At 66.9% G+C, this 25,423-nt stretch carries 22 protein-coding genes, 1 tRNA gene and 1 riboswitch; of the genes, 11 read left to right on the plus strand and 12 right to left on the minus strand.

The features are described from left to right. Nucleotides 1-76 precede the first annotated feature (76 nt). A riboswitch (TPP riboswitch) is annotated at nucleotides 77-190 on the plus strand. The 3 genes from Q0627_RS05445 (at nucleotide 180) to Q0627_RS05455 (ending at nucleotide 2,216) form a co-directional block, all read left to right on the plus strand. After that, nucleotides 180-1,244, plus strand: coding sequence for an FAD-dependent oxidoreductase (locus Q0627_RS05445; protein ID WP_298808140.1), 1,065 nt, complete (start codon nucleotides 180-182; stop codon nucleotides 1,242-1,244). Its footprint overlaps the riboswitch before it by 11 nt. Further along, nucleotides 1,244-1,441, plus strand: a complete 198-nt coding sequence (gene thiS / locus Q0627_RS05450) for a sulfur carrier protein ThiS (RefSeq protein WP_291017095.1) — start codon at nucleotides 1,244-1,246, stop codon at nucleotides 1,439-1,441. The genes Q0627_RS05445 and thiS overlap by 1 nt, the downstream gene beginning before the upstream one ends. After that, nucleotides 1,434-2,216, plus strand: a complete 783-nt coding sequence (locus Q0627_RS05455; protein WP_291017096.1) for a thiazole synthase — start codon at nucleotides 1,434-1,436, stop codon at nucleotides 2,214-2,216. Before thiS ends, Q0627_RS05455 begins: the two co-directional genes overlap by 8 nt. Before the next feature lie 6 nt (nucleotides 2,217-2,222). Here Q0627_RS05455 and Q0627_RS05460 read toward each other — a convergent pair whose 3' ends face one another. Both Q0627_RS05460 and Q0627_RS05465 read right to left on the minus strand, forming a co-directional pair. Next, the gene (locus Q0627_RS05460; protein ID WP_291017098.1) at nucleotides 2,223-3,095 is read right to left on the minus strand and encodes an SCO6745 family protein; all 873 of its coding nucleotides are present in this window, start codon (nucleotides 3,093-3,095) and stop codon (nucleotides 2,223-2,225) included. Between the two features lie 5 nt (nucleotides 3,096-3,100). Beyond that, nucleotides 3,101-4,123, minus strand: a complete 1,023-nt coding sequence (locus tag Q0627_RS05465) for an EamA/RhaT family transporter (RefSeq protein ID WP_291017101.1) — start codon at nucleotides 4,121-4,123, stop codon at nucleotides 3,101-3,103. Between the two features lie 108 nt (nucleotides 4,124-4,231). Between Q0627_RS05465 and Q0627_RS05470 the strand changes: the two genes are divergently transcribed. Then, nucleotides 4,232-5,404: a carboxylate--amine ligase gene (locus Q0627_RS05470; RefSeq protein WP_298808145.1), complete on the plus strand. Its 1,173-nt coding sequence runs from the start codon at nucleotides 4,232-4,234 to the stop codon at nucleotides 5,402-5,404. A 325-nt stretch (nucleotides 5,405-5,729) separates the two neighbouring features. Here the strand turns inward: Q0627_RS05470 and Q0627_RS05475 are convergent, their stop codons facing one another. Next, nucleotides 5,730-7,112 (minus strand): amidohydrolase family protein, encoded by a 1,383-nt coding sequence (locus Q0627_RS05475; RefSeq protein ID WP_298808148.1) that lies wholly within the window; start codon nucleotides 7,110-7,112, stop codon nucleotides 5,730-5,732. 272 nt (nucleotides 7,113-7,384) lie between these two features. Between Q0627_RS05475 and Q0627_RS05480 the strand changes: the two genes are divergently transcribed. Then, a complete protein-coding gene (locus tag Q0627_RS05480) occupies nucleotides 7,385-8,644 on the plus strand; it encodes a PE-PPE domain-containing protein (protein WP_298808151.1) in 1,260 nt (419 codons plus the stop codon). Here Q0627_RS05480 and Q0627_RS05485 read toward each other — a convergent pair. Next, nucleotides 8,592-9,263 carry a TetR/AcrR family transcriptional regulator gene (locus Q0627_RS05485; RefSeq protein WP_298808155.1) on the minus strand — a complete coding sequence of 224 codons (672 nt, stop codon included), beginning with the start codon at nucleotides 9,261-9,263 and terminating at the stop codon, nucleotides 8,592-8,594. The genes Q0627_RS05480 and Q0627_RS05485 overlap by 53 nt on opposite strands. A gap of 4 nt (nucleotides 9,264-9,267) precedes the next feature. Next, a complete protein-coding gene (locus Q0627_RS05490) occupies nucleotides 9,268-11,502 on the minus strand; it encodes an MMPL family transporter (protein WP_298808157.1) in 2,235 nt (744 codons plus the stop codon). A gap of 362 nt (nucleotides 11,503-11,864) precedes the next feature. On the opposite strand from Q0627_RS05490, the gene Q0627_RS05495 reads away from it, so the two are divergent. Next, the gene (locus Q0627_RS05495; protein WP_298808159.1) at nucleotides 11,865-12,866 is read left to right on the plus strand and encodes a Gfo/Idh/MocA family oxidoreductase; all 1,002 of its coding nucleotides are present in this window, start codon (nucleotides 11,865-11,867) and stop codon (nucleotides 12,864-12,866) included. A 125-nt stretch (nucleotides 12,867-12,991) separates the two neighbouring features. Here the strand turns inward: Q0627_RS05495 and Q0627_RS05500 are convergent, their stop codons facing one another. Beyond that, nucleotides 12,992-15,043 (minus strand): glycosyltransferase family 39 protein, encoded by a 2,052-nt coding sequence (locus Q0627_RS05500; RefSeq protein ID WP_298808160.1) that lies wholly within the window; start codon nucleotides 15,041-15,043, stop codon nucleotides 12,992-12,994. 129 nt (nucleotides 15,044-15,172) lie between these two features. On the opposite strand from Q0627_RS05500, the gene Q0627_RS05505 reads away from it, so the two are divergent. Then, nucleotides 15,173-15,331: a hypothetical protein gene (locus Q0627_RS05505; RefSeq protein WP_291017119.1), complete on the plus strand. Its 159-nt coding sequence runs from the start codon at nucleotides 15,173-15,175 to the stop codon at nucleotides 15,329-15,331. 4 nt (nucleotides 15,332-15,335) lie between these two features. Here Q0627_RS05505 and Q0627_RS05510 read toward each other — a convergent pair whose 3' ends face one another. The 3 genes from Q0627_RS05510 to Q0627_RS05520 form a co-directional block, all read right to left on the minus strand. Continuing rightward, nucleotides 15,336-15,977, minus strand: a complete 642-nt coding sequence (locus tag Q0627_RS05510) for a zinc ribbon domain-containing protein (RefSeq protein WP_291017122.1) — start codon at nucleotides 15,975-15,977, stop codon at nucleotides 15,336-15,338. 224 nt (nucleotides 15,978-16,201) lie between these two features. Next, the gene (locus Q0627_RS05515; RefSeq protein WP_291017125.1) at nucleotides 16,202-16,747 is read right to left on the minus strand and encodes a M15 family metallopeptidase; all 546 of its coding nucleotides are present in this window, start codon (nucleotides 16,745-16,747) and stop codon (nucleotides 16,202-16,204) included. A 35-nt stretch (nucleotides 16,748-16,782) separates the two neighbouring features. Continuing rightward, a complete protein-coding gene (locus tag Q0627_RS05520; RefSeq protein ID WP_291017127.1) occupies nucleotides 16,783-17,385 on the minus strand; it encodes a TetR/AcrR family transcriptional regulator in 603 nt (200 codons plus the stop codon). A gap of 101 nt (nucleotides 17,386-17,486) precedes the next feature. On the opposite strand from Q0627_RS05520, the gene Q0627_RS05525 reads away from it, so the two are divergent. After that, nucleotides 17,487-17,990, plus strand: coding sequence for a cupin domain-containing protein (locus Q0627_RS05525; protein WP_291017128.1), 504 nt, complete (start codon nucleotides 17,487-17,489; stop codon nucleotides 17,988-17,990). A gap of 668 nt (nucleotides 17,991-18,658) precedes the next feature. Here the strand turns inward: Q0627_RS05525 and Q0627_RS05530 are convergent. Continuing rightward, nucleotides 18,659-21,784 carry a BTAD domain-containing putative transcriptional regulator gene (locus Q0627_RS05530; RefSeq protein ID WP_298808197.1) on the minus strand — a complete coding sequence of 1,042 codons (3,126 nt, stop codon included), beginning with the start codon at nucleotides 21,782-21,784 and terminating at the stop codon, nucleotides 18,659-18,661. A 116-nt stretch (nucleotides 21,785-21,900) separates the two neighbouring features. Between Q0627_RS05530 and Q0627_RS05535 the strand changes: the two genes are divergently transcribed. Then, complete coding sequence (locus Q0627_RS05535) at nucleotides 21,901-22,269, plus strand: cupin domain-containing protein (protein WP_291017132.1); 369 nt, start codon at nucleotides 21,901-21,903, stop codon at nucleotides 22,267-22,269. Nucleotides 22,270-22,293: 24 nt separating this feature from the next. Here the strand turns inward: Q0627_RS05535 and Q0627_RS05540 are convergent. Further along, nucleotides 22,294-22,367, minus strand: a tRNA-Gly gene (locus Q0627_RS05540). A 156-nt stretch (nucleotides 22,368-22,523) separates the two neighbouring features. Between Q0627_RS05540 and Q0627_RS05545 the strand changes: the two genes are divergently transcribed. Together Q0627_RS05545 and dcd are read left to right on the plus strand one after the other, a co-directional pair. Then, a complete protein-coding gene (locus Q0627_RS05545; RefSeq protein ID WP_291017134.1) occupies nucleotides 22,524-24,191 on the plus strand; it encodes an SLC13 family permease in 1,668 nt (555 codons plus the stop codon). A gap of 77 nt (nucleotides 24,192-24,268) precedes the next feature. Next, nucleotides 24,269-24,832: a dCTP deaminase gene (gene dcd, locus Q0627_RS05550; protein ID WP_291017148.1), complete on the plus strand. Its 564-nt coding sequence runs from the start codon at nucleotides 24,269-24,271 to the stop codon at nucleotides 24,830-24,832. Here the strand turns inward: dcd and Q0627_RS05555 are convergent. After that, on the minus strand, nucleotides 24,814-25,407 hold the full coding sequence (locus tag Q0627_RS05555; RefSeq protein WP_298808203.1) for a TetR/AcrR family transcriptional regulator: 594 nt from the start codon (nucleotides 25,405-25,407) through the stop codon (nucleotides 24,814-24,816). The genes dcd and Q0627_RS05555 overlap by 19 nt on opposite strands. Nucleotides 25,408-25,423 lie beyond the last annotated feature (16 nt).

The following is a 25,423-nucleotide window of genomic DNA, read 5'->3' on the forward strand; positions in this document are numbered from 1 at the left end:
ACCGGTACTCCCGAAACCGGGGCGGCCGGTTCCGGTGGCCCGTGTATGTGTGCCGATCGTGTTCTCTACCCTGGACGGAAGGAAACACGGGAGTCCGCGGGATCGCCGGGCTGAGAGTGCGGGTCGCCCCCGCAGACCGTCACACCTGATCCGGGTCATGCCGGCGAAGGGAGGTTGCTGTGACGCACGTGGGTGCGGATCGTCCTCGGACACTGACGGTTGTCGGTGCGGGGGTGATCGGGCTGTGCTGCGGGCTGGCCGCCGCCGATGCCGGGTGGCGGGTCACTGTGCTGACCGACCCTGGCACCCCACGAGCCGCCGACGTGGCCGGTGGGATGCTCGGTTCGCTGGGTGAGGGTCATCCGGGCGAGGATGCGCTGCTGGAGATCACCGCCGATTCGGTGCGCCGCTGGCCGACGCTGCTGGCCCGGCTCGATGATCCGGCGATCGTTTCCGCCGACGATTCGCTGTTCGTCGGGGTGACGGCCGCGGATGTGGCGTTCCTGACGCAACTCGCCCGGTTCGTGTGGTCGAAAGCGGTCGACGAGTCGGTGACGACACGATCAGGGTTGCGGCAGGTGACCGGGCGCGAGATCCGGGAACTGGAACCGTCTTTGGGGCCGCGTGCCATCGGTGGATTCCTGGCGTCGGGGGAAGGCGCAGTGGACAACCGGGCATTGTTGGCGGCGCTGGAAACCCGGCTGGTGGCGGCCGGTGGAATGGTGCGGGCGCACCGCGTCGATTCGCTCACCGATCTGCCCGGCGACCGGATCTTGGTGACCGCGGGTCTGGGATCGTCGAAACTTGTTGGCGGAATTGATCTGTACCCCGCGAAGGGGGAGATCCTGCGGCTGTCGGCCAACGCGTGGTCGGTGCCCGGGCCCCGGCATGTGGTGCGTGCCCGGGTCGGCGACAGGATGGTGTACTTGGTGCCGCGCCGGGCCGGAATCGTGGTCGGTGCAACGCAATACGAACCGATCGATGCTTCGGACATGGCGCCGCGGGTGTCGGGGGTGGCCGATCTGCTGGCCGATGCACTTGAGGTGATGCCGGGTCTGGGCACCTACGATCTCGCCGAGGCGGGAGTCGGCTTTCGGCCGTGCACCGCCGACGGTCTGCCGGTGGTGCGGGCCGTCGACGATCGGGTGATCCTCGCCTGCGGCCACGGGCGCAACGGTATCGTGTTGGCGCCGTGGACCTCTCATCGTGTTGTCGAGATTCTTGACGAAACCGGAGCGAACTGATGGTCATCACAGTGAACGGCGACAGGGCGGTGCTGCCCGACAGATGCTGTGTCACCGATATGTTGGGGGCGTTGGGTTTTCCCGAACGTGGGATTGCGGTGGCCGTCGACGGCGAGGTGGTCTCGCGCCGCGATTGGAGCAGCCCGCTCATCGACGGCGCCGAGGTGGAGGTCCTGACGGCGGTGCAGGGTGGCTGAGGTGACCGGTGCCGGTGCCGATGTACTGCGGATCGCCGGCCGAGAATTCGGGTCACGGCTCATCATGGGGACCGGGGGTGCGGCCAATCATGCTGTGCTGGAACAGGCTTTGCTCGCCTCCGGAACTGAGCTCACCACCGTCGCACTGCGCCGCGTCAGTCCGGGGTCGGGTACCGGGATGGTCGACTTGCTCGACCGCCTCGGCATCGCGCTCCTGCCCAACACCGCAGGCTGCCACAGTAGGGCCGAGGCCGTGCTCACCGCCCGGCTCGCACGGGAGGCGCTCGGTACCGACTGGGTCAAACTGGAAGTGATCGCCGACGACAAGACCCTCCTGCCCGATCCGGTTGAATTGCTGGACGCCGCACAGGTTCTCGTCGCCGACGGGTTCGTGGTCCTCGCCTACACCAACGATGACCCGATCCTCGCCCGCAGGCTACAGGACGTCGGGGTGGCCGCGGTGATGCCGCTCGGCTCACCCATCGGCACCGGCCTGGGCATAATCAACCCGCACAATATCGAGATGATCGTCTCCACCGCGAACGTCCCGGTGGTGCTCGACGCCGGTGTCGGCACCGCCTCCGACGCTGCCCTCGCCATGGAATTGGGTTGCGACGCCGTCCTTCTGGCCTCCGCGGTGACCCGTGCCGACGATCCGGTCACAATGGCGACGGCGATGCGTCACGCCGTGATCGCCGGCCGCCACGCCCACCGCGCCGGCCGCATCCCGAAACGCTTCTGGGCCAACGCATCCTCCCCGGACAGAGACGGCTGAACCTGACTATTTCTTACGCGTGCCCGGCAGCACTCCGGCGTCGAGAATGGTTTTGACGTACGGTCGCATGCGGGTGACCGCATCGGTCAATTCTGTTGATGACCAAACGGTTTCGCCGAGGGCATCGGTTTCGGCCTCGATGTCGTCGTAGGTGGCGGCGCCGGCGGCGGTGAGCCGGTGTGCGATTCCGAGCTTGTTCGGGGCGTCGGTGCGTTCGGCCAGACCGGCTGCCACGAGCCGGTCGACGGAGGACTCCCAGTCGTCGTCGGACCAGCCGCGGGTGAACTTGATGGCCTCGCGACCCATGATGCGGCGGCTGACGGTCGGGTCGGGCAGGTCGGCCTCGTGGAAGGTCACCACGTCCAGGCCGTCGAGGCCGTGCGTGATCAGCGTGGCGATGTGGTTGTCGCCGCGCCATTCCCGAAGCACCGCCACATGTCGCCAGAGCCGCAGATGCGGGGCGTCGGGCACCTCGCTCGACGCCCACGCCGCCGCCAGCGCCCGCCCGCCCAGCGGCAGCCCGGTGACGGCGCCTTCGAAGGCGTCGGCGAGTTCGGCGAGCGCCGGGTCATCGAGCGTGTCGCCGAGGATGGTGCGCAACTGGTCGTCGAGCATGGCGTACCGGGCGGCCGACACCCTGTCCAGACCCACGCCCACCGCGTCGCGCCACGCGGGTTCGATGAGGGCCGGATTGAAGTTGTAGAACGTCGAGGTCACGACCGAGGGCGCACAGGCACCCAGCGGTGCGCCGCGGCCACCGGTGTAGAACGCGATGGCCGACAGTCCGGTGGCGTCCAGTGCGGTTTTCAGTCCCGGATTGAAGTAGGCCAGGACGTGGAACGGTTCGAGGGTTTCGTACGCGGTACGCGCGGAGCTCATACCGGTCAGTCTTGTCCGTCGGCGGCCCGCGTGTCCACCCTCGGCACACGATCGGCATCTTCGGCATCCTCACGGAGGTCCTCGGGGCCGGGAAGGTCCTCGCGGCCGCGCCGCCAGCCGCCCTTCATCGGCGGTGCCTCCCCGAAGTGGTCTGGGTCCCCCGAGCCGTACCAGGCCACCAGCACCGCCCCGACGAAGGCGCCAACGAAACCGGCGATGGCCAGCCCACCGAGACCGGCCTTGGCGGTGTCGCCGAGGAACAGCACGCCCACCAGACTCGGCCCGGCGGTCTCGCCGACCACCAACACGGCGGTCACCCCGTTGACGGCGCCGAGTTGCAGAGCGACGGTCTGCACGAAGAAGCCAGTGGCCCCGGCGATGGCGATTGTCCACGCGGCCGGGTCCTCGAGGAGTTTGATCGGATCGAACGGATCAACACCATGCAGCACGCGGACCGCGATCGCGATCATGCCGAACAGCAGACCCGCGCACGCACCGCCCACGATCGCGCCATGCCTGCCCACCTTGTACACACCGACGAGCGCGACGACGCACAGCACCGCGGTCGAGATGAACAGCACCCAGTGGAACCGCTCGCTGTCGGAGGTGTCCGCATACGGCGACGACGAGAAGCCGAGCATGCACAGCGACATCACCACCAGCCAGATGGCGATCCAGTCGCGGGTGTGCAGCGCGATGTTGAGCATGATGGTGCTCAGCAGGGCCGTGACCACCAGATTGGCCGACACTATGGTCTGGGACAGGAACAGCGGCAGGTAGCGGGCGGCGACTGCGCCACCGGCGAAGCCGATGACCACCATCATCGTGCCGAGGATGAACGACGGGTCGACGAACGTCGACATCGTCGACTGGATCGAGGGCCCGCCCGAGGCGTTGGTCTGACCGGCCTCGTTGCCCTCTTCACGCGCTTCCTGCGCCACGCGACGGGCGCCGAGTGCCCGCAGGACCGTCGACATGCCGTAGGCGACCGCGGCCAGGCAGGCTGCGATCACACCGATCACGAACATCTCGGACCTCCGCTCCGGTTCCGCATCAAGTGTGTGTAACCGATCTCATCGCGCCGGTTATTCCCTGGGCAGGCAGGGCAGGTCTGCGCTCGGTTTAGACTCGGTGCCGTGACTGAGTCGAATGGTAAGCACGTACTGATCACCTTCGGCCGATCGTTTCTCACGTTGAACCTTGCCCGACTGATGGCGGCAGCCGGACATCGGGTCACGATAGTGGACAGTCTTCCGATTGGGATAACGCGTTTTTCGCACGCCACGTCGAAGTTCATCCGGGTGCCCTCGCCCAAGTTCGAGCCGGTCGCCTACTGCCGCCGGCTCGTGCAGATCGCGATCGACGAGAAGGTCGACATGATCATCCCGATCCACGAGGAGACGGACATCCTGTCGATGATGGCGGGACTGTTCCCGCCCACGTGCGAACTGTTCCTGTCGCCGTTCACCACCGAGAACCAATTGCATCAGAAGGCCGAGTTCTCCCGATTGCTCGCCGACAAGGGGATGCCGGGGCTCAAGTACGCCACCCTCTCTTCACCCGACGACGTCGCCGCGTTGGACTTCACCACCCCGTTCGCACTCAAGCGGGTGTATTCGCGTGGGTCGCAGAAGGTGTACAAGATGCGGCCCGGTGATGACCTGTCGTGGCTGGACTTCGAGGACGGCAATCCGTGGCTCGCACAGCAGTGGGCGTCGGGCGACCGCTACTGCACCTACTCGATCTGCCGGGACGGCAAGGTATTCGCGCACGCCACCTATCCGGTCGGTTATGCCATTGACGGAAACTCTTGTCTGCGTTTCGAATCGGTTGATCATCCGGGGATTCTGGACTGGATCACCGAGTTCGTCGCCGACATCGGGTTCACCGGGCACATCGGTTTCGACTTCTACGACGACCCCGACATCGGTCTGCTGACCATCGAATGCAATCCGCGTGCCACCAGCGGGATCATGCTGTTCGCGCCGGCCGATGGCGTCGACAGGGCGTTCTTCGGGGGGAACACCGAATTGATCACGCCGCAGCGGGATGCCGACAAGATGATCGGGCTGGGCATGCTGATGTACGGCTGGAAACGAAAGTCATTGAACGGACGTAGCTTCCGTCAGTTCGTACGCGACTTCCGGCATTCGCGCGACGTGGTCTGGTTGTCGGGTGACCGAAAGCCCGCACTGATGCTCCCGGTGGCCTACCTGTTCATCCTGCGGCACTGCCTCAAGTACCACGTCGGCCTGGCCGAGGGCTTCATGCACGACCACGAGTGGGACGGCAAACAGGTCTCTCCGTAGGTCGAGGTGGTCACGTCATGCGTCTCATCTCACCGGACCCTTCGTGACCCTCGCTCCTTCGTCGCATCGGCCTCAGGGATCAAGATGTCTGGCCGAACCCGTGCGGACCTTTGGTGGTGGCCTCACGTCTTGATTTGTGTGGTTTGTCTTGTGGTGGCCTCACATCTTGATTTGTGTGGTTTGTCTTGTGGTGGTGGCCTCACATCTTGTTCTGTGTGATTTGTCTTGTGGTGGTGGCCACACATCTTGATCCCTGAGGGCTGTCGCGCGAGCTTGCGAGCCGACAGCGTCTCGAAGGGTCCGGTGACGCAAGGCTCCCAACGGTTTACGATGGTGCTACGACCTGTGCGCCGCGCACATACACTCCGGTGATGGCCGGCTCCCGCATCCCCAGCAGTAGCGCGAACAGCAGCTGATCCCGGGCCATCTCGTCATCCTCGGCACGAATCCCATTGGACAACAACAGTTCCAGTGGTTCCCAGCGGGCGGGGTCCACCACCACGAAGTCGGCCTCCTTGCCGGCGTCGAAGTTCCCGAACCGGGATTCTGCATCGAGAGCCCTTGCCCCGGCGAGGGTTCCGGTGAACAGCAGTTCCGCCGGATGCAGGGCGACGGCGTCGTCGCCGGGTTCGGACAGGTGCACCTTGAATGCGCAACCGAGCACCTGCGGGATCAGCCATTCGTCCCCGGCGCCCACATCGGTACCGGCGGCCACGTTCACCCCGGCGGCGACGGTCCGCCGCCACGGCATCGTCCCCGATCCCAGGAACTGTTGCGACACAGGACAATGCGCGATCGAGGTGCCGGTCTCGGCCATCCGGGCCAGTTCGGTGTCGGTGCAGTGCACGGCGTGCGCCATGATGGTGCGGCGTCCCAGCAGACTCGATCCGCCGACCGCCGACCCGGGCAGGAACCTCCCGTCGTAGGTGTCGAGGTACGAGTTCACCGAGAACAGTGATTTGACGGCGTCGATCTCGCCGGTGCCCGGCCGATTGTTCTCGTTGAGGTGCGAGTGCATGAACACCCCGCGCCCGCGGACGTCGTCGTACAGCTCGCCGAGAGCGGCCAGTGTGCGAGTGGACATCGACAGCGTGAACCGGGGCACGACCGCCACCTGCAGCAACGACGAGTCGTCGCCGTGCCAGCGGTCGATCTCGGCCGCGCACAGTTCGATGGCGCGTTCCTCGGAGGTCATCAGCGGCGCCGCCGACGGCGGTCCGACGGTCTGCACGCCGCGTCCGCTCACCAGTCGCAACCCGGCGCGCTCGGTCTCGGTGAACAGGGCGTCCTGGGCGTCGGGAAATGCCGACCCGAACACCATCGCCGCTGTGGTGCCCGATCGGATGCGGGCGGCGACGAAGTCGCGGGCGATCCGCCCGGCGAACACGGGGTCTGCCAGGCGTGCCTCGGCGGGAAAGATGCAGGTATCGAGCCATTCGAGGAGTTGCCCACCGCCGTATGCATCGAGCGAATACGTCTGCGGAAAGTGCATATGGGTGTCGACGAATCCGGGCAGCAGGAACGATCCACGATGGTCGACGACGGTGCCCGTGGCGGGCGCGTCCTGTCGGGGACCACAGTAGGTGATCACCCCGGAGTCGTCGACGATCAGCGCCCCGTCGGGGAACGTCGCCAGGGCCTCGCGTGCGCCGGTGACGTCGGGCGCGCCGGCGATGTGGACGATGTGGCCGAGATATGTGACGATCATCGGTCAACGAAAACACAGACCGGCCCCGCTCGCCCGTCGAGCGGACCGCATCTTTCCGTCGGGTATTCACTCGAACGGACGACGCCGTGTCGCCTCGGGATGTGATTCGACTCACTACAGTTGGTGTGCGGTCTACTGAATAGGTGGGCCCGACGTCTCGACCGGACCCGTGGACGAGGAGAACCGTGCCGATGCATGATCGTCAGACCCTTATCGGCCGGCCACCCACCGCTGGGCTACGGCGGCGGCGTGCATCGCGTCGGACACACGCCGTGGCTCTGGCGTCGACCGCGGTTGTGGCACTTACCTGTTCCGTGGCTCCGGCGTCGGCGGCCGACGGCGCGCGGGTGGTCCGGGAACTGACGACGGCGGGCGTCGTCACCGATGCCACCAACCCCGGCAACAGGCTCGGGCCCCGCGCCGACGGCATCGTCATGGTGGTTACCCCCGGCACCGACGACGGCACGCTCGATGACCGCATCAAACGTACTGTGGGACAACGCACCACGCTGATCGTGGCGTATCCGGAGTCGTTGTGGCCGTTCGTCGGTGGCAAATCGTCGCCGGTGCCGCCTCTTGCCGACACCTACGACGCGTCCAAACACGTGGCCGTCGACAGAAACCTCACGGTGATGCGCCGACTCGGCAAGACGGGCACACACGTGGTCTACACCGGATACTCCCAGGGTGCCGACGCCCTCGGCAATGCGACGGAGAAGGCACTGGCCCAAGGCATCGACCTCGACGACGCGAAGATCGTCCTCGTCGCCGACACCCGCAGCCCGTGGGGGATCAAGGTGGTCGCGAATACTATCGCGGGTGTGCCCGAGGTGGTCAGGGCGTTCGGCATCACTCCGGACGGCGCCCGCGATCCGGCACGGTCATCGGGCGCCGATGTCACCTCGGCGATCATCGTCGGTGATCCGGCGTCGGACTTCCAATGGCAGCCGCGGCGCCCGCTGGAATCGATCCTGGTCAACGGGGCGGGCTTTCTGGCGATCCACACCGGTTGGGGTGCACAGACTTACGGCAATCTCGACGCACTCGGCACGCCGACGGAACTGCGCAGTGTCGACGGCACGACCCGCTACCGGGTGTACGACGCCCGGCACCCGCTCGCGTTGCTGCGCCAGATGGTCCATGACCGGACCGGACTGCCTTACACGCGAGCCGATCTCAAGCGCTGGGATGCCGAGGGGGAGCGATTCTTTGCCACCGAGGTTCCGTCGGTGGACAATTCCGCCGTCCCGGTGGCCGAGGTAAGAATGAACGAGACGAGCGTGAGCGGTCCGGCTCCGAAACAGGTTGCGGCGGAGCAGAAGACCGGGAGGGAGCAGAAGACCGGGGGAGTCGCCGCAGCGCCCCCGGCGGACGCCGATTCGGGAAGTACCTCCGGTGCAACGAAACAGCCGCGGACCGCGACGGTGCGCGGTCCGCGGCTGCCCACCGATCCCGGTCAGATGTTCAGATCCGTCACCATCACAGCGGAAAACCTTCTTCCAAGAGGTCTATTGCCTCGAGCAGGGAGGTGAGGGCGGCGTCGTCGGGGATGAAGGTCAGTTCGTTGGCGATGTGGAACATCACCCCGCCCACCGCGGCGGCGAACACCCGCAGCCGCGGATTGGCGCGGTCGACCCCGAGGTAGTCGGCCATCACGTCGATGCCGTCGTAGATGGCGCGGTCGGATTCGAGTTGGTGGGACACCCGCAGCGCCGGTTCGGTGTGGATCAGCCGCAGGCGTTCGGGATTCGACGCCCACGGGTCGCCGCTGGCCGCGGTGAACAGCCCGCGGACCAGCTCCCGGACGAAACCGAAATGGTTCAGTCCCGGGGGCACGCCGGCGATCACCTGTGCGCGCACGTCGTCGAGGTCGTCGCTGAGGACCACCTGCTCCTTGGAGGAGAAATACCGGAAGAACGTGGTGTGCGACACCTCGGCCTCACGGGCGATCTGCTCCACGGTGGTGCCCGCGTACCACTGCTTCTCGAACAGCCGCATCGCCGCGTCGCGAATCGCGTTGCGGGTGCGGATCTTGTGTTTTTCGCGTAACCCGACGGGCCGCCCGATCCTGCATTCGGGGCCGTCGGTGACCGCCGTACCGTTTCCGGAGCGGCGGTCACCGTCAGGTTCGCGTCGTGGTGACGCTGCCATCGGACTACGCGGGAGCTCCGGCCTTCTCCAGTGACGCGCCGCCACCGGGGAGGTCCTCCAGGCCGTTGTTGCGCACTGCGCCGCCCTCGATGTCGAAGTCGAGGACCAGCTTGTCCAGCCACTTGGGCAGACCCCAGGCGCGATCGCCCAGCAGTGCGATCACCGCGGGCACCACCGTCATGCGGATGATGATGGCGTCGAAGAAGACCGCGATGGCCATCGCGAAGCCGAGCATCTTGGAGGTGGTGTCGGGGGCCAGCATGAACGAGGCGAACACGCAGATCATGATGATCGCGGCCGAGGACACCACGCGTGCGCCGTGCCGGTAGCCGGCGAGGATCGCCTCCTTGGCGGTCATGCCGTGGATGTATTCCTCGCGGACCCGCGTCAGCATGAACACCTGATAGTCCATGGCCAGGCCGAACACCACGCCTATCAGGAAGATCGGCAGGAACGACAGCAGCGGCATCGTGTTGTCGATCAGGCCGAACATGCCCTCCTGGAAGATCGCCACGGTGGCGCCGAACGCGGCGAGCACCGAGAAGATGAATCCGATGGTGCCGATCAGCGGAACCCACAGCGAGCGGAACACGGCGACCATGATCAGGAACGCCAGGCCCACGACGACGATCAGGTACGGGATGAGTGCCTTGTCGAGCTTGTCGGACATGTCCGACATGATCGCGGTCATGCCGCCGACGTGCATGGTCCCGCCGGCCGCCGAGACCTCGTTCTTGTAGTCGCGGATCTGCTCCATCAGGTCATGTGTTTCCTGATCGGACGGTCCGCTGTTGGGGATGATCGAAATCAGCGCGGTGTCGGCGCCGACGTTCGGGTTCTTCGGGTCGCTGCCGTTGCCCATCCAGGTGAGGGTCTTGGCGTTGGCCACGTCGTCGAGCGTCTTGATGTGCGCGACGGCCTTGTCCGCGGCGGCGGTGACGTCACCGCCGGCATTGCGGACGGTCACCAGCAGCGGGCCGTTGATGCCCTTGCCGAAGCCTTCGGCCAGCAACTCCAGCGCCTTGTTCTCGTCCTCGCTGTTCATCGTCATGCCCAGTTCCATCTTGGTCATGGGGATGGCGGCCACGACCAGCACGGCCAGCCCGGCGATGATGAACGGAATGGGTTTGGCCACGACGGCCCGGCCGAACCGCATACCGTTGGTGTCGGCGTCCTCGGACTCCTCGGCATGTTTGATCCACGGGATCTTCGGGGTGAACGCGAAGCGTCCGAACGCACCGAGCAGCGCGGGGATGAAGGTGATGGCGGCCATGACCGCCAGGCCCACGGCGATACCGGCGCCGAGGCCCATCTGGGTGACGAACGGCAGCCCGATCACCATCAGGGCGACCACGGCGATGATCACGGTGAGGCCGGCGAACACCACCGCGGATCCGGCGGTGCCCACCGCGCGTCCCACGGCATCCTCCCTGGATCCGCCTCTGGCGACCTCACTTCGGTACCGGGACACGATGAACAGCGCGTAGTCGATGGAGACGGCGATGCCGAGCATGGTGACGATGCCGGTGGCCGACTCGTTGACGTCGAGGAACTCGGTGCTCAGCGTCAGCAACATGATGGTGATCAGGACTGCGAAGATGCCGGTGATCAGCGGGATGAACGCGGCGACGAGGGCGCCGAAGAACACGATCATCACGATGAACGCGACGCCGAAGCCGAGCATCTCGGCGGTGCCGCCTTCGTCCTGAATCGACATCAGCGAGCCGGTGGCCTCCACGTTCAGGCCGCCGACGCGATGATCTTTGAGGATGTCGACGAACTCGTGCTTGTCGTCGATCTCCAGGTCCATGATGTTGGTGGTCTGTCTGACCTGGATGAGGCCGACCTTGCCGTCCTCGCTGAGTGCCTGCGCGCGCGACTCGGCGGGCACCGACAGCGGGCTGACGATGGTTGCCGCATCCTTGAGTTCGGGGAGCTCTTTGAGGCTCGCGACGAGCTTGTCGATCTCGGCGGCGTGCTTGGCGATCCCGTCCGGAGCCTGGACCAGGACGCTGGTCGAGGCCTGCTCCTGATCTTCGGTGGCCACCGGGAAGTACTTCTGCATTGTGGTCATCGCGTTGCCGGAGTCGGTGCCGGGCAGTTCGAAATCCTTGGAGAACTTCGGCTGCAGTGCGCTCACGAGGCTGACGACGAGGACCATCGCGGCCACCCAGGCGGCGATCACCCACCACTTGTGTCGAAATGAGAACCGGCCTAGCCGGAAGAGTATGGACGCCATGGTCTCCATCCCTCGAACTGGATTGGCAAGATGTGGCAGTCAATCAAAAGTGGAACTGACTACCAGTTTGGTCTACCCCTCGGCGCCGGTCATCGCAACCCTGGCGGCCGCGAGTGTGACGCAACTCGCCGCAGCGTGTCGATGTGATGAACGCTAGGGCATAAGGTCCCTTCGGTGGTGCCTAATTTCCGGGGACTGTTCGAGTATGCGGGTCGACGGGCATTCGGCGCATCCCTCAACACCCTGAAATCACCCCCGGTTGTGTCCCTGAGTCAGGGATGGGTGGGGGCTTCCGGTCGTGTTCGTGATTCGGGCGCGGTCCATAATGTCGTGACAATCGCGGCGTGATGGAAGGGCATCGTATGGGAGTGCGGATCGGTGTTGTGGGCCTCGGCCGGATCGGCGCATTCCACGTCGACACGTTGGCCTCGTCCGACGCGGTCGACCGGGTGTTGGTCACCGATGTGGTGCCGGAGGCGATCGAGTCGGTCACCGGCCGGTACTGCCAGGCGCAAGGCTGCGCGGACGTCGACGCCGTGCTCGCCGCGGGTGTCGACGGGCTGGTGATCGCCTCGGCGACCGCCACTCGCGCGGGATTCATCGAGAAGTCCGTGGCCGCCGGTGTGCCGGTCTTCTGCGAGAAACCGATCGCGATGTCGTCGACGGAGACGGCCGGCGTCGTTGCCCGGTGCGCGGGCTCCGGCGTGCCGGTCGTGATCGGCTGTAGCCGACGATCGGATCCGGCTGTCTCCGCGGTGTGCGACGCGGTCGCCTCGGGTGCACTCGGGTTCATCACCACCGCTCGGTCGGTGACGCTCGATCCGGTGCCGCCGCCGATGTCGTACATCGCCCGGTCCGGTGGGATCTTCCGCGACCTCGCCGTGCACGATTTCGATACCCTGCGCTGGGTGGTCGGGCAGGACGTGGTGGAGGTGTACGCCACCGGCGCCAACCTGGGCGACCCCGAGTTCACCGCATACGACGACATCGACTCGGCCACAGCGATCCTCACGTTCGACTCCGGTGCGATGGGAGTGGTGTCCGTGGGCCGCTATAACGGCCGCGGCCACGACCGCCGCCTCGAAGTTCACGGCAGTGCTGATTCCGTTGTGGCGGATTGGAATCCGGACTGTACATTTCCCGAAGGTGCCCCGCACGGATCGGTCCCGGACCGGCTCGCTGATGCCCGCCGCCGAGAGCTCCACGCATTCTGCGCGATGGTGGCCGGCGCGTCGTCGACGTCGCTGTGCACCCTGGACGAGGCGCTCGAGACGGCCCTCATCGCCGACGCCGCGACAACATCCATGCACGAAAAGCGACCGGTCCGCATCGACGAAATAGCCGAAATACCCTCCTCAGATTGACCTTTCGCTGGTTGAGGTGTGAGGAGCGTAAGCGGCGAGCCTCGAAACCCGGTGAGAGAACCTTGTCGTCTCACCTGGTTTCGAGGCTCGCAGGCTCACACCTCAACCAGCGGGGGTGCTGCCCGTCAGGTCAGCTTGTAGACCGTGGTCCCGCCGACCGTCGTCGCGGTGAAGTTCTCCGCGACCCATGCGGAGATCTCCGAGTTGCCGCCGGGGCCGCCACCGCTGCCGCCGAGGTAGTAACCGATCTTGCCGGCCGCCACATAGGCCTTGAACTGATCGAGGGTCGGGGCGGGGTCGCCGCTCCAGCCGCCGATCGCCATCACCGAGGTGCCGGTGGCCAATTCGATACCGGCCGCGGACTGCGAGCCGTTGGTGGCCGCCGACCAGGTGGTGCCGGCCGACTTCAGCAGCGCCACCAGTTCGGTGTTCGACGAGATGTCCTCGCCGCCGGGGCCGCCGCCCTGGCCACCCTGACGAGCGTTCGACGATCCGGCCTGTCCGTCGGTGCCGTTCCGGCCATTGGTGCTCTGACCTGCCGAGTTCTGACCGTTCGCAGTCTGACCGCCGGCGTTCTGGCCCGTCGTATTCTGGCCGCCGTTCCCGCCGGGACCTCCGCCACCGGGACCGCCCATGCCGCCGCCGCTGATCGACGTGCTCACCGCGCTCGGGATCGAACCGCCGTGCGTCTCGGACGCGGTGGCGATGGAGAAGGCCGCGGTGCCACCGAATCCGGCGAGCGAACCGGCGATGAGTGCCGAGGCGACCAGCTTCTTCATACCCAGGGTGCTGCCGATCAGCAGTCCCGCGATCGAGGCCAGCGCGACCAATCCGATTGCCCAGCGGCACCATTCGGGACCCCAGCTGTTGCGGTCGAGCAGGACGATCGACCACCAGGCGGCCAGCCCGATCATCGCGGCCATCATCAGGCGTCCGTCCCAGTGCTCACGACGCCGCCAGGCCAGCACGGCGCCGATGCCCACCAGGGCGCCGATCGCCGGTGCCAGGGCCACCGTGTAGTACGGGTGGATGGTGCCGCTCATGAACGAGAACACCAGTGCGGTCACCAGAAGCCAACCACCCCAAGCAAATACCGCACCACCCTCGACGCGGTTCATACGTCCGGTGAACGTGCTCAGCTGGTTGATGCTGCGCACACCGACATAGGCGGCGAACACCAACACAAGCAGCGCCACCGGCAGCAGCCAGGAGATCTCGTTACCCATCTCGGAGCTGAACAACCGGCTCAGTCCGGTGGAGCCGCCGAACGACCCGCCGGCCTGGCCACCACCACCACCCGGACCGCCCCCATTGCCGCCGCTGATACGGCCGATGCCGTTATAGCCGAGCACCAGGTCCATGAAGGTGTTGTCGGTGGAACCGCCGATATAGGGCCGCGAGGATGCGGGGGTCAGGATGGTGGCCACCACGAACCACCCCGCGCTGACGATCAGCGCGACGGTCGCGCCGATCAGGTGCAGTATCCGTTTGGTCCAGCTGTTGTTCGCGAACACGAGATACGCCAGGCCGAAGGCGGGCAGTACCAGCAGCCCCTGCATCATCTTGGTGAGGAACGCGAACCCGAGTGCCACACCCACCAGTGCCAGCCAGCGGCCGGAATTGGTGGCGATCGCCCGTACCAGGGCGTACCCGGCGGCGGTCATCAGCAACACCAGCAGCGCATCGGGATTGTTGAACCGGAACATCAGCGCGGCGGCCGGGGTGAACGCGAGCACGGCGCCCGCGATCAGCCCGGCGACAGTGCCCTGTTTCGGGTCACTGAATGTGCGCCGCATCGTCGCATACAGCAGGCCGACGGCGGCCACTCCCATCAGAGCCTGCGGAGCCAGTGCGGCCCAACTGTTCACGCCGAAGATCCGCATCGACAATCCCGTAACCCACAGCGCGGCAGGAGGTTTGTCGACGGTGATGAAGTTGGCGGCGTCGAGCGAGCCGAAGAACCAGGCCCGCCAGCTCTGCGAACCCGCTTGTGCCGCAGCCGCATAGAAGGTGTTGGCGTAGCCGCTGGCGCTCAGATTCCACAGATAGAGCACCGCGGTCGTCGCCAGGAGTCCGCTCAGCGCCCATTTGCTCCACCACAGCGGGCGCCGACGCGACACCGCGGGTGGTGGCGCCGGCGTCACCTCCGGTGCGGCCCGGTCGAGTACTGCTGTCATGTCTGCATCTCCTTTTCTGGTCGATAACCAGAATGCGACCCGTCCCTCCGGCAGGACTGGATGGACGCTGGGAGAAGCCTGTGAGCGCTCGGGCGTTGGTGATCGGCGTACACACTATGCTCGGAGGGTATGAGCTTTCATGCGTTCGACAAGAGTGAGCAGCTGCGTGTGCTCACCACCGGTGAGACCGGTCAGCTCCTCGGTTACCTTCCGTCCGGCAAGCTGAGTATCCAGCTCACCTCCGGCGGCATCGTCATCGTCGACGAGGAGAACGTCGAGAAGGTGTAGATGCTCAGGTGAGCGATTGCCCGCACTGCTGACAATAGATCGCGCCGATCGGGTTGCCGTGCGAGCAGCCCCGGCAGGTCGCCTGCTGGGCGAGCGACGAGCCGCACGACGTACAGAACCTGCCGCCCGATGCGTGGGTGCCGCACGACGGGCAACGGGTCGAGGATTGCTGCCCGAGGTCGACGCCGCCGATGAGGTTGACGTTGCGCAGTCCTTCACGCATCTGATCGCGCCGGGCGTCCGCCTGTAGCTGCGCCAACTCGTGCGCCTGATTGGGGGAGCAACGCACGCACTGGCCGACGGGATCGTTCCAGCAGCCCTCGTCGCACACCCAGTCGCCGCAGCCACGGCACTGGTGGAAATGCGGTGATACCTCGGCGACGGCCTTCGCGAGCGCCTTGTCCTTGGCCTCGGAATTGGTGCTGCGGTCGAGAAATCTGTCGGCGGCCGAGGTCACCCGGTACATCGCCCCGTAGCCGACCAGTCGACCCAGACCCTGGACGAACTTTTGCCCGGTGGCAGCCATATCCCGCTGGAAACCGGACCGGAAGCCGTTACCGCAGCGCTCGCAACGGAACTCGAACTGGTAGCCGTCGTTGTTCGACAGATCGCTGTAATTGCCGGTGAACGGGATTCTGATGGACACGGTTGACCTCACGGGACGGTGGGACGGGCCGCACAGGCGGATGCTGCTTGAGCGTACCGCCCGGATCGCCGATCCGGCGTCGACGCCGGTGACTGTCGGTCGATCGGGAGACACCGCGGCCAAGGGTCGGCTCGGACGGAACCGACGGTCACAGTGGTCAGGTAGAGGGTTCGGGCACTCTGGGCGTCGAGCCACGTCTTCACTCGCGGATCGGGGGGTCCTGCTCATCGCATGCGGGGATCGTGGGTCGGGTCCGGGTAGCTGGGTGGGCATCCGCGCATGGTGGCCTGCGCACGAAACTCGAAGTGCCATGGTTCATTCTGGTAGATCTGGCACAGGCCGTAGGTGGCGCCGAATCTGTCCAGCCAGTCGGCGGCGCCGGTGCCGCCGAGGTCGATAGCCTTGCCGGACACGTGCGGCGAGGTGGCCGGGGTGGCGACCCAGCGGCGTGCTTCGGGGAGTGACCCGTAGGTGATGACGGCCTGGTCGAGCAGGTATTGCTGATATGCGCGCGAACGCCAGCCGCTGTTCACCACGAACGTCACGCCGCCTGTGCGGGCGACGACGGCCGCGGACCGTAATGCCGTCAGGAGTGTGCCGTCGAGCCTGCTGACCGCCGGATAGCTGTCGTCGAAGACGCTCACACCGGCGGGAACCACGCCGTCCTCGACGCCGATCGCGGCCGTCGGGGCGGCCGTGGCGATCGCGGGCGCGACGGCCGACGCGGTGACGACGGCGAGTGCTGCGATGAACGGTCGTGTACGGCGCATAGTGACATCCTCCCAGCCCGGCCGACCGCAGACCACTACGGAGACAACTGCCCCGGTGCCTGGTAGGCGGCGAGGAATGTGGTTATCGCGGCCTCGACGCGGGCGGTGATCTCGGTGGGGTCGGCGGGGGGTTGTCCCAGTGCTTGGCGCAGTTGCTGGTGGCCGACGATGCCGCCGAGGAACTGTTCGGCGGCGATCTGGCTGTCGGGGACGCGCAGTTCGCCTGCGGCGACCCGATTGTCGATGAAGGCACGCATCCGGGCATACGACACCGCAGGGCCTCGCTCGAACATCGTCGAGGCCAGTTCGGGGAAGCGGCCGCATTCGCCGACCGCCAGCCGGAACAGCACGGTTGCCCGGTCGCTGAGCGCCGCGCGGGCGGTGGCGTGCCCGAGGGCGCGCAGAGCGTCGGCGATCGGTAGCGCACCGAGCTGATCCTCGGTATTCGCCGCGACGGTCGCGTTGGCGAGGTCGGCGATGATCGCCTCGAAAAGGGCCTCTTTCGACGGGAAATACCGGTAGAGCGTGGCTTTCGACCCGCCGGATGCGGTGACCAGCTGGTCCATGCTGACGCCGTGGAAGCCGTGCAGGGCGAACTGCTCCAGCGCTACGTGCAGGTAGTGAGCTCGTCTGTCCACGACAAAACTGTACCGTTTCGTTTGACGGGTAGCTAATGAAACTGTACTGTTTCGTTTAGTCGGTACAGGTCCGGCGGCTTGCGACACACAAGGGAGCTGATATGTCCACACCGATCGTCACGCGCGGCGACGACGCCCTGACCTTCACCACGTCACCGACCGACGTGATGCGCTTCCTGGCCGGCGGCGACGAGAACTCGCCGGATGTCTACGTCGAGGAACTCGCTCCGGGCGACGGGCCACCACTGCACCGTCATCCGTGGGTGACGTGGGAAGTCGTTGTCGCCGGACGCATCCGGGTGCTCGTGGGCGAGGACACCTACGAGGCCGGAGCGGGTGACCTGATCTTCACCCCGCCGAACGTCCCGCACACGTTCATGGCGATCGGCGACGGCCCGGCCAAGCTGGTCGGCATCAACTGGCCCGGTGGATTCCATCACCTGTACGCGAAGATGGCGCCGCTGTTCCAGGTCGCCGGTCCGCCCGACTTCGGCGCGCTCGCCGCAGCCGCGGCCGAGCACGGTGCCGAGATCCTCGGTCCGCCGCTGGCACACCTCGAATCCGCGGGCGGGGTGCAGCCGCCGATCCCGCCGGCGGACCGGTGACATGGGAGCCGCCCCGAACTCGAGACCGCGATCCTGCGCCACCATCCGGAATCGACCGATCCTGGATCGGGTCGTCCCGGCACAGCCGGACGGACGAGATGTACTCCGCCGCTGTCGTAGTGATCAGTCGCGCGCGATGAGCGCATCGTAGACGGCCTCGAACCGCGCGGCCCGGTCCGCGTGGTAGTCCGCGCGTGCCGGATGCGGTTCGCAGACATAGCCGGGCCCCGGATGCCAACGCTCGACCGACGCTGCCAGGGTGTCCAGTGCCAGGTGGGCGGGTACCCAGCAAGGTGGTGCGTTTGGCGTCGATGATCTCGATGGGCAGGCCGAGGACGTCGCTGACGGCCTGGAACAATTCCGGCCGGGCTGCCACGGTGCGACCGCATACGGCGATCTTGACCGCGCCCTGTGCCGCGGGACGCAATTGACCGGCGACGCGCGCATAGCTCAACGCGATGCCTTCGACGACGCCGCGGTAGATGTCGAGAGCACTGTTGGCGGCGGCTCTGGCTGCAATGGCAGCACGCCATCAACCCCGACAACACCACCGAGAACGGGCGCCACTGCTGGTGGAGTGAGGTCCACAAACCGCCCGGGAGCGGCGAGCCGATGCGAATATGCATTCGTGCCCCGCTCCCGGGTGGTTATTGTTCTCCGGCGAACGATCATTGTCCTGCCAGTGTGAGCAACCGGTCGCGGCCCTGGGCCACCCCGCCCTCGGCCATGAATTCGACGGCAAGCCGGGCGAGCGATCGGGCGCCGGTATCCCCGAGTGCGGCGGCGACCTCGGCGGCGGCCCAGCGAGCCTCGTAGTGCCCGAGGGGCGGCCCCTCCGACAACGCCCGATCAGCCGATTCCTTCGCCTCCCCGGGCTTGCCATATTCCACCAGCACCAGCGCGATCCGGGCAGCCGCCCAACTGGCGAACAGTCCCAGATTGTCGGCCAGTGCCAATGAATTGCCGAAGGCCCGTAGAGCTTCATCGAGGTCGCCGCGGCGTCGCGCGGCCAGTCCGGTGGCTCGCCACGCCGTTGCCGTCCACCCGCGATGTCCGATGCGGGTGGCGATGGACAGTGCCTCGGCGCTGTCGGCGGCGGCCTCATCGACCCGGCCGAGTTCCGTGAGAGCTTCGGCGCGATGCCACAGCGCGTACGCCTGACCTTCTGCGTGGCCGAGCGTCCGGGCCAGGTCCAGCGCCGCATCGATGAGGCGCAGGCCCTCGGCCGCGTGGCCGGCGAAGACGAGGGCGTGACCGGCGGTCGACCGGGGCGTGATGGTCCGCACCAGATCGCCGGAGTCCGCGAAGAGGTCCGCTGCCCGGTTCAGTGCCGAACTACCTTGTCGCACATCACCTCCGAGGAACTCGGCCATGGCGCGTGCATCGACCACCCGCGCCATTCCGCCGGAGTCGCCGAGTCGCTCGTACAGCGACAGGGCCTCGGCGGCCCGCTCACCAGATCTGTGCGTGCGCCCCAGGTTCATGTCAAGTACCGAGGCCACCTCCAGCGCCCGGGCCCGGGTGGGGGCGTGCTCACCGGCCTCGGCGACCGCGAACTCGGCGAGGTGGGAGGCGCGCACGATGTCGTCGGAGCCGGACGCGAGCATCGCGAGCCGTGCCAGAATCCGGGCACGGTCGGTGCTGTTCGTCGCAGCCGACAATGCGGCCTGAAGGTCGTGCCGGGCGCCGGCGAGGTCGCCACGGCGCTGACGGGCCTCTCCGCGCACCTCATGCAGGAGCGCACCGACCTGCGCTGCCGGTGCCAACGCGAGTCCGCGGTCGGCCAGCCCGGCCGCCTCGTCGTCGGCGAAGGTGTCCAGTGCGCGCCGGGAGGCGTCACAATAGGCCGCCGACGCTGCCGCACGATCGCCGGCGTGCAGCCGATGGTGCGCCAGTCTCGTCCGATCACCTTCCGTCCCAAGTGCATTGGCGAGGTCTGCGTGATGCCGGATGCGGTCGGCGTCATCGAGCCGACCCGCCACCACGTCGGTCACCATGTCATGGGACGTCGCCCAGCCGTTGTCGCCGGCCCGGACCAGCCCACGGCGCAGGAGACGGGACAACGACTCGGCCACGGCCTGCTCGTCACGTCCGGTGGCCTCGGCCAGGAATCGGGCCGGGACCTCCAGGGCGGCCAGCGCCATGAGCGCCAGGAGACGCCGGTCCGGTGCGCTCTGGGCGTCGACCCGGGCACCGATCGAGGTCCGGTGTCCGGCCAGGGCCAGTTCGCCGGCCCGACGCGCCGCACCGGGCCCGGTATGCCACGGGCCGTTCGCCGACGGCGTCACCAGTCCTTCGGCGCTGAGCCCGCGCAACACCTCGGTCACCGCCATCGGGGTTCGGTCGGTTTGCGAGCAGATGGCCGCCACGACCCCACGATCATCGACGACGGCGCGCAGCGACTCTCCCGACAGGCCGCCCAGATCCACCCGCAGCGCCACATCGGACCGCCGCAGGAAATCGGCCACCTCGGTGTGGTCGGCCACCTCTTCGGACCGGAAGGCCACCACCGTTCCCGTCGTGGCGTCGCGCCGGACGACCGCCTCAAGCACCGCGAGACTGCTCGGGTCGCACCATTGCAGGTCATCGACGGCGATCGGCAGCGCTGCCGCCCGCAGGATCGCGGTCGCGACCTCCGGGATGAGGATCCGCCGGTTCTCCGCGTCCGGCCGCACCGCGCTGAGCCGGCCGTCGTCGAGTTCCGGCAGCAGCCATGTCAGCGTCGCGGCCATCGGTGTGGGCAGCCCGGCGCGGTGTCCCATGTCCTGGGAGAGCACCTCGCGGAGCAGTGTGCGCAGCAACGCCCACGGTTCGGCGACCTCGGCGGCATATGCACGGGCCCGGACGATCGGCACCGAGCGCGCCACGGTGTCGATCAGCCGTGATTTTCCCGCACCCGACACTCCGCCGACCAGAATCACCGTGCCGGACCGGCGTGCACCCGACAACGACGACCGGATGAGTGTCAGCTCCCGTTCCCGGCCCACGAACGCGAGTTCGTCGAACGAACGCCTACCCCGCCCGGAGGCCGGAGCAGCGCCGGCGGGAGGTCGTCGTATCAGCCGGCGATGCAGTTCAGCGGCCTCGGGAGACGGATCGACACCGAGTTCGTCGGCCAGCTCGCGCCGGTAGTCCTCGAACGCGCGCAGCGCGCCCGCCCCGTCGCCGGCGACGGCCAGTGCCCGGACCAGGAGCAGGACCGCGGGCTCACACAGCGGATCGGCATCGACGGCCGACCGGGACATCTCGACGGCACGCCCGGCATCGCCGGAGGACAGGGCGAGCGTGGCAGCCTCTTCAAGGAGGTGCCGGCGGCCACGGAACACGCGGGCGCGGAACTCGGCGGCCCAGTCGTCGTACGCATCCTCCGGCAACGGGTCTCCCTGCCACAAGTCAAGCGCCGCACGCAGTTCCGTCGCACGCAGCGCCGTCGGCGAGCCGGCCCCGGCGGTGGCCGCACGGAGCAACCGCTGGGCGTCGACGGCGCAGGCCGGTTCCGGCGCGAGCGTGTAGCCGTGCTGCCCGGTGATGATCAGGGCGGGGTCGCCGAGCGCGTGCCGGGCTCGATTGACGAGGACCTGGAGGTTCGCGACGGGGTCGGCCGGCGACCGGTCGGGCCACAGTGCCGCGGCGAGCACATCAGTGCTGACGAGCTGCCCCTGGCGGCTCGACAGTACCTTGATCAGGGTGCGGGCCTTGCGGCCGCCGAATGCCCGCGCCGGTACCTCCATGCCGTCGCGTAGCAGCGCGAACCCGCCCAGCAGCCGGATCTCCACCCGTTGCGCTCCGGTCACATGTCTCATCCTTGCCGCTCGCCGCGAAACCGCAAGTAACTCGCAAGGCGTCCCTTCTAGCGTCGTAGGCGTCGTTGATCACGAACGGCAGACAGCACAACCGAAGGGAGAAGGTCATGACGACCATGCAAACGATCGAACACCGGGATTTCAGTGCGCCCGACGAGGTACGCACCTTCGAGAACGGGCGCGCCGAGATCCTGCGAGTGGGTGGCATGGAGATCGGACGACTCGTCTTCGAGCCCGGTTGGCGCTGGTCCACCCACGTGCGGCCGATCGCCGGCACCGACCTCTGCGAGGCCCCGCACTTTCAGTACCACGTGGCGGGCACCCTACGGATTCAGACGGCCGACGGCCAGGAGTTCGATGCCACGCCCGGCCAGGTGACCTCGTTGCCCGCCGGTCACGACGCCTGGGTGGTGGGCAACGACGAGGTGATCGTCGTCGACTGGTTCGGTGCCAGTCACTACGCCGAAGGACACTGACGCACCTGAATGCGCGCGATCTGCTGGAGCCGATGACGGGAATCGAACCCGCGTATTCAGCTTGGGAAGCTGATGTTCTGCCATTGAACTACATCGGCGTGCGCCTCGCGACGCAGGTCATAGCGTAGCAAGTGGGCCGGCGGGCGGTGGGGCGGGGCCCGACGGGCGTCCGATATGGGACCAATGACCCCAGTGCGGCGTGTCTGATTCGTCCGGACGTCATGGGATGTCCGGATGGCGCACAATGGTCACCCATGGCGATTGTGGCGGCGGTACTCGTAGTAGCGACCCTGGTGGCGATGACCAGCGGCCGGATGCCGGCGGTTCTGGCGCTGATGGTCGCGTTGCTGGCCGCCGGTGTCCTCGGGATCGCGACACCGGCGGAACTGTTCTCAGGGCTGAGCAACGGCGGCGTCATCACCATCGCCGCGATGCTGGTGATCGCCAAGGGCGTGCTGTCGACGGGCGTGGTCTCGCGCGTCATGTTCAAGCTGCTCTCGCAGGTCGACACGCCGACTCGGATGCTGGTCCGGCTGATCCCGCCCGTCGGCGCCATCTCCTCGCTCATCAACACCACCCCGATCGTCGCAATGCTGATCCCCGCCACCAAAGAGGTGCAGCAGCGCGCGGGGATACCGGCGCGCAGTGTGCTGCTGCCGGTGGCGCACGCGACCACCCTCGCCGGGTCGACGACGCTGGTCGGCACCAGCTCCAACCTGATCATCGCCGGATTCGCGACGTCGGCGGGTGTCCATCTGAGCATGTTCTCATTCGTTCCGATCGCCCTGCCGGTGGCGCTCGTAGGCTGGGTGGCGCTGGTCCTGCTGTCACGGCACCTGCTGCGCGGGCGGTCACGGCACAAGGACCGCGCCCTCGATTGGCGTGCGGAGATTCCCGTGTCGGGCAAGGCGGTGGGTATCGGGCGCACCGCGACCTCGATGGGCATGCACAAGACCGCCGAATTCGAACTCGTCGAGATCCGGCGCTGGGGACAGCCCGTCGACATCGACAGCCCGATCGAGGGCGGCGACCTGTTGGTGTACCGGACCACCGAACTCGGGGTGCAGATGCTGTGGGAATCGCCGCGGTTCGGGCTGGCGCCACTGCACCTGTTCGCCGTGACCATCGGCACCGAGAATCCCGGCACCGTGCGTGACCTGCAGGACGAGGAAGACCTGCTGGTGGTCGCCGCCCAGACCCACCACCGGTTCCGGGACACGCCCGCAGAACCCGGCAGCGTGTGCTATGTGTCCGTCGCGTCGAGCCAGGTGCTGGAAAAGCATGAATTCGTCAGCCTGTGGCAGAACGTGGCAGGCAAGGCTCCGCAACCGGGAAAGACGTGGGTCGCGATATCGATCCTGGTGGGGGTGATCCTCGCCGCCAGCTTCAGTCTCATGGACGTGTCTCTCGCCGCCGGATGCGGTGCGACGCTGATGGTGGTCAGCGGGGTTCTCTCGCCGAGATCGGCGGTCCGTGCCCTCGACTGGAACATTCTGGCCATCATCGCCGGGTCGATCGGGCTGGGTCAGATCGTGGTGAAGAGCGGCTTGGCCGGCTATATCTCCGACGGGATTCTGGAGTTGGGTTCGGGCAATATCCCGTTGATGGTCGCGGTGCTGGCGATCGGTACCACGCTGCTGACCAACTTCGTCACCAACGCCGCCGCCGCGGCCATCCTCACACCGGTCGCCCTGACGATCGCGTCGAGCGCTGATCTGAGTCCGGTGCTGCTGCTGACACTGATCGGCACGTGCATCTCGTTCACGTTCATCAACCCGTACAGCCACCAGTCGAACCTGATGGTGATGGAACCGGGCAACTACACCACGCGCACGTTTGTCCGATTCGGTATCCCGATCACCCTGATCTCATTGGTGACGGTGTTCCTGGTGGCCTGGCCACTGCTGGAGTACACGCGGTAGGCGCTACTTGGCCAGATGTCTCGCCATATCGAGCAGCGACTCGCCGGGCGATGACCCGGTCCGATACCCTCACCTACGTGCTGCTTTCCGACCGCGACATCCGGGCCGAACTCGCGCAGGGTCGCCTGGCGGTCGAACCGTTCGATGACACGCTGGTGCAGCCGTCGAGTATCGATGTGCGGCTGGACGGCCTGTTCCGGGTGTTCAACAACACCCGCTACACCCACATCGACCCGGCGCAACGGCAGGACGAGCTGACGAGCCTCGTCGAGCCCGCCGACGGTGAGCCGTTCGTGTTGCATCCGGGGGAGTTCGTCCTGGGTTCGACGCTGGAGATATGCACGCTGCCCGACTATCTGGCCGGCCGGCTCGAAGGCAAGTCGTCGCTGGGTCGGCTTGGCCTGCTCACCCACTCAACTGCGGGGTTCATCGATCCGGGCTTCTCAGGGCATATCACCCTGGAACTGTCCAATGTGGCAAATCTGCCGATCACCCTGTGGCCGGGGATGAAGATCGGTCAGCTTTGTCTGCTGCGGCTCACCAGCCCCGCCGAACATCCGTACGGCAGCACCGCCGTCGGCTCGAAGTATCAGGGTCAGCGGGGGCCGACACCCTCCAAGGCCTACCTCAACTTCGAGTAGGACGGCTGAACCCCCCGCGCCACCAGATCCAGCACGTGTTCGTACAGCTCACCGGCGTCGATGAACGGCGGATATGCGTCGGTCAGTTCGAGTGCGACAGCTCCGTGTACACACGCCCAGACCTGCGCTGCGAGGTCGAGGGCGTCGCCGGGGCGGATCGAACCGACGCCCTGGCCGTAGCGCACGATGTCTGCGAGGACTCCGAACGAGCGTGCCGCCACTTCGTCGTCGGCCTCGCAGTCGGTGGAGAACATCAGGGTGTACAGGTTGGGGTTGGCCAGCGCGAATGTCCGGTAGTTGCGGCCGCAGTTGCGTAACCGCTCGGCGGGATCGGTATCGATGGCGGTGACGACACCGGCGAACTCGGCGAAGCCATCGCTGACCAGCGCGTTGAGCAATCCTTCCTTGCCGTCGAAGTGGTTGTAGACGCCCATCGGGGCGACACCCGCATCCTTGGCGACGGCCCGGACGGTGAGCGCGGTCTCGCCGTCGCGTTCGAGAATCCGTCTGCCCGCCGCGAGGAGGTTGATGCGGATCTCCGTGGCGGGGGTACGGGCGGACTTCGGCGTCGACATGTTGACAAGTCTACTA

Source organism: uncultured Gordonia sp. (assembly GCF_937858515.1).
GTDB lineage: Bacteria > Actinomycetota > Actinomycetes > Mycobacteriales > Mycobacteriaceae > Gordonia.

Bases quoted from the DNA above. Each gene is read 5' to 3' on its own strand.
- thiS (WP_291017095.1), top strand. From the start codon at position 1,244: ATGGTCATCACAGTGAACGGCGACAGGGCGGTGCTGCCCGACAGATGC.
- Q0627_RS05460 (WP_291017098.1), bottom strand. From the start codon at position 3,095: ATGAGCTCCGCGCGTACCGCGTACGAAACCCTCGAACCGTTCCACGTC.
- Q0627_RS05465 (WP_291017101.1), bottom strand. From the start codon at position 4,123: ATGTTCGTGATCGGTGTGATCGCAGCCTGCCTGGCCGCGGTCGCCTAC.
- Q0627_RS05475 (WP_298808148.1), bottom strand. From the start codon at position 7,112: ATGATCGTCACATATCTCGGCCACATCGTCCACATCGCCGGCGCGCCC.
- Q0627_RS05485 (WP_298808155.1), bottom strand. From the start codon at position 9,263: ATGGCAGCGTCACCACGACGCGAACCTGACGGTGACCGCCGCTCCGGA.
- Q0627_RS05490 (WP_298808157.1), bottom strand. From the start codon at position 11,502: ATGGCGTCCATACTCTTCCGGCTAGGCCGGTTCTCATTTCGACACAAG.
- Q0627_RS05495 (WP_298808159.1), top strand. From the start codon at position 11,865: ATGGGAGTGCGGATCGGTGTTGTGGGCCTCGGCCGGATCGGCGCATTC.
- Q0627_RS05500 (WP_298808160.1), bottom strand. From the start codon at position 15,043: ATGACAGCAGTACTCGACCGGGCCGCACCGGAGGTGACGCCGGCGCCA.
- Q0627_RS05505 (WP_291017119.1), top strand. From the start codon at position 15,173: ATGAGCTTTCATGCGTTCGACAAGAGTGAGCAGCTGCGTGTGCTCACC.
- Q0627_RS05515 (WP_291017125.1), bottom strand. From the start codon at position 16,747: ATGCGCCGTACACGACCGTTCATCGCAGCACTCGCCGTCGTCACCGCG.
- Q0627_RS05525 (WP_291017128.1), top strand. From the start codon at position 17,487: ATGTCCACACCGATCGTCACGCGCGGCGACGACGCCCTGACCTTCACC.
- Q0627_RS05535 (WP_291017132.1), top strand. From the start codon at position 21,901: ATGACGACCATGCAAACGATCGAACACCGGGATTTCAGTGCGCCCGAC.
- Q0627_RS05545 (WP_291017134.1), top strand. From the start codon at position 22,524: ATGGCGATTGTGGCGGCGGTACTCGTAGTAGCGACCCTGGTGGCGATG.
- Q0627_RS05555 (WP_298808203.1), bottom strand. From the start codon at position 25,407: ATGTCGACGCCGAAGTCCGCCCGTACCCCCGCCACGGAGATCCGCATC.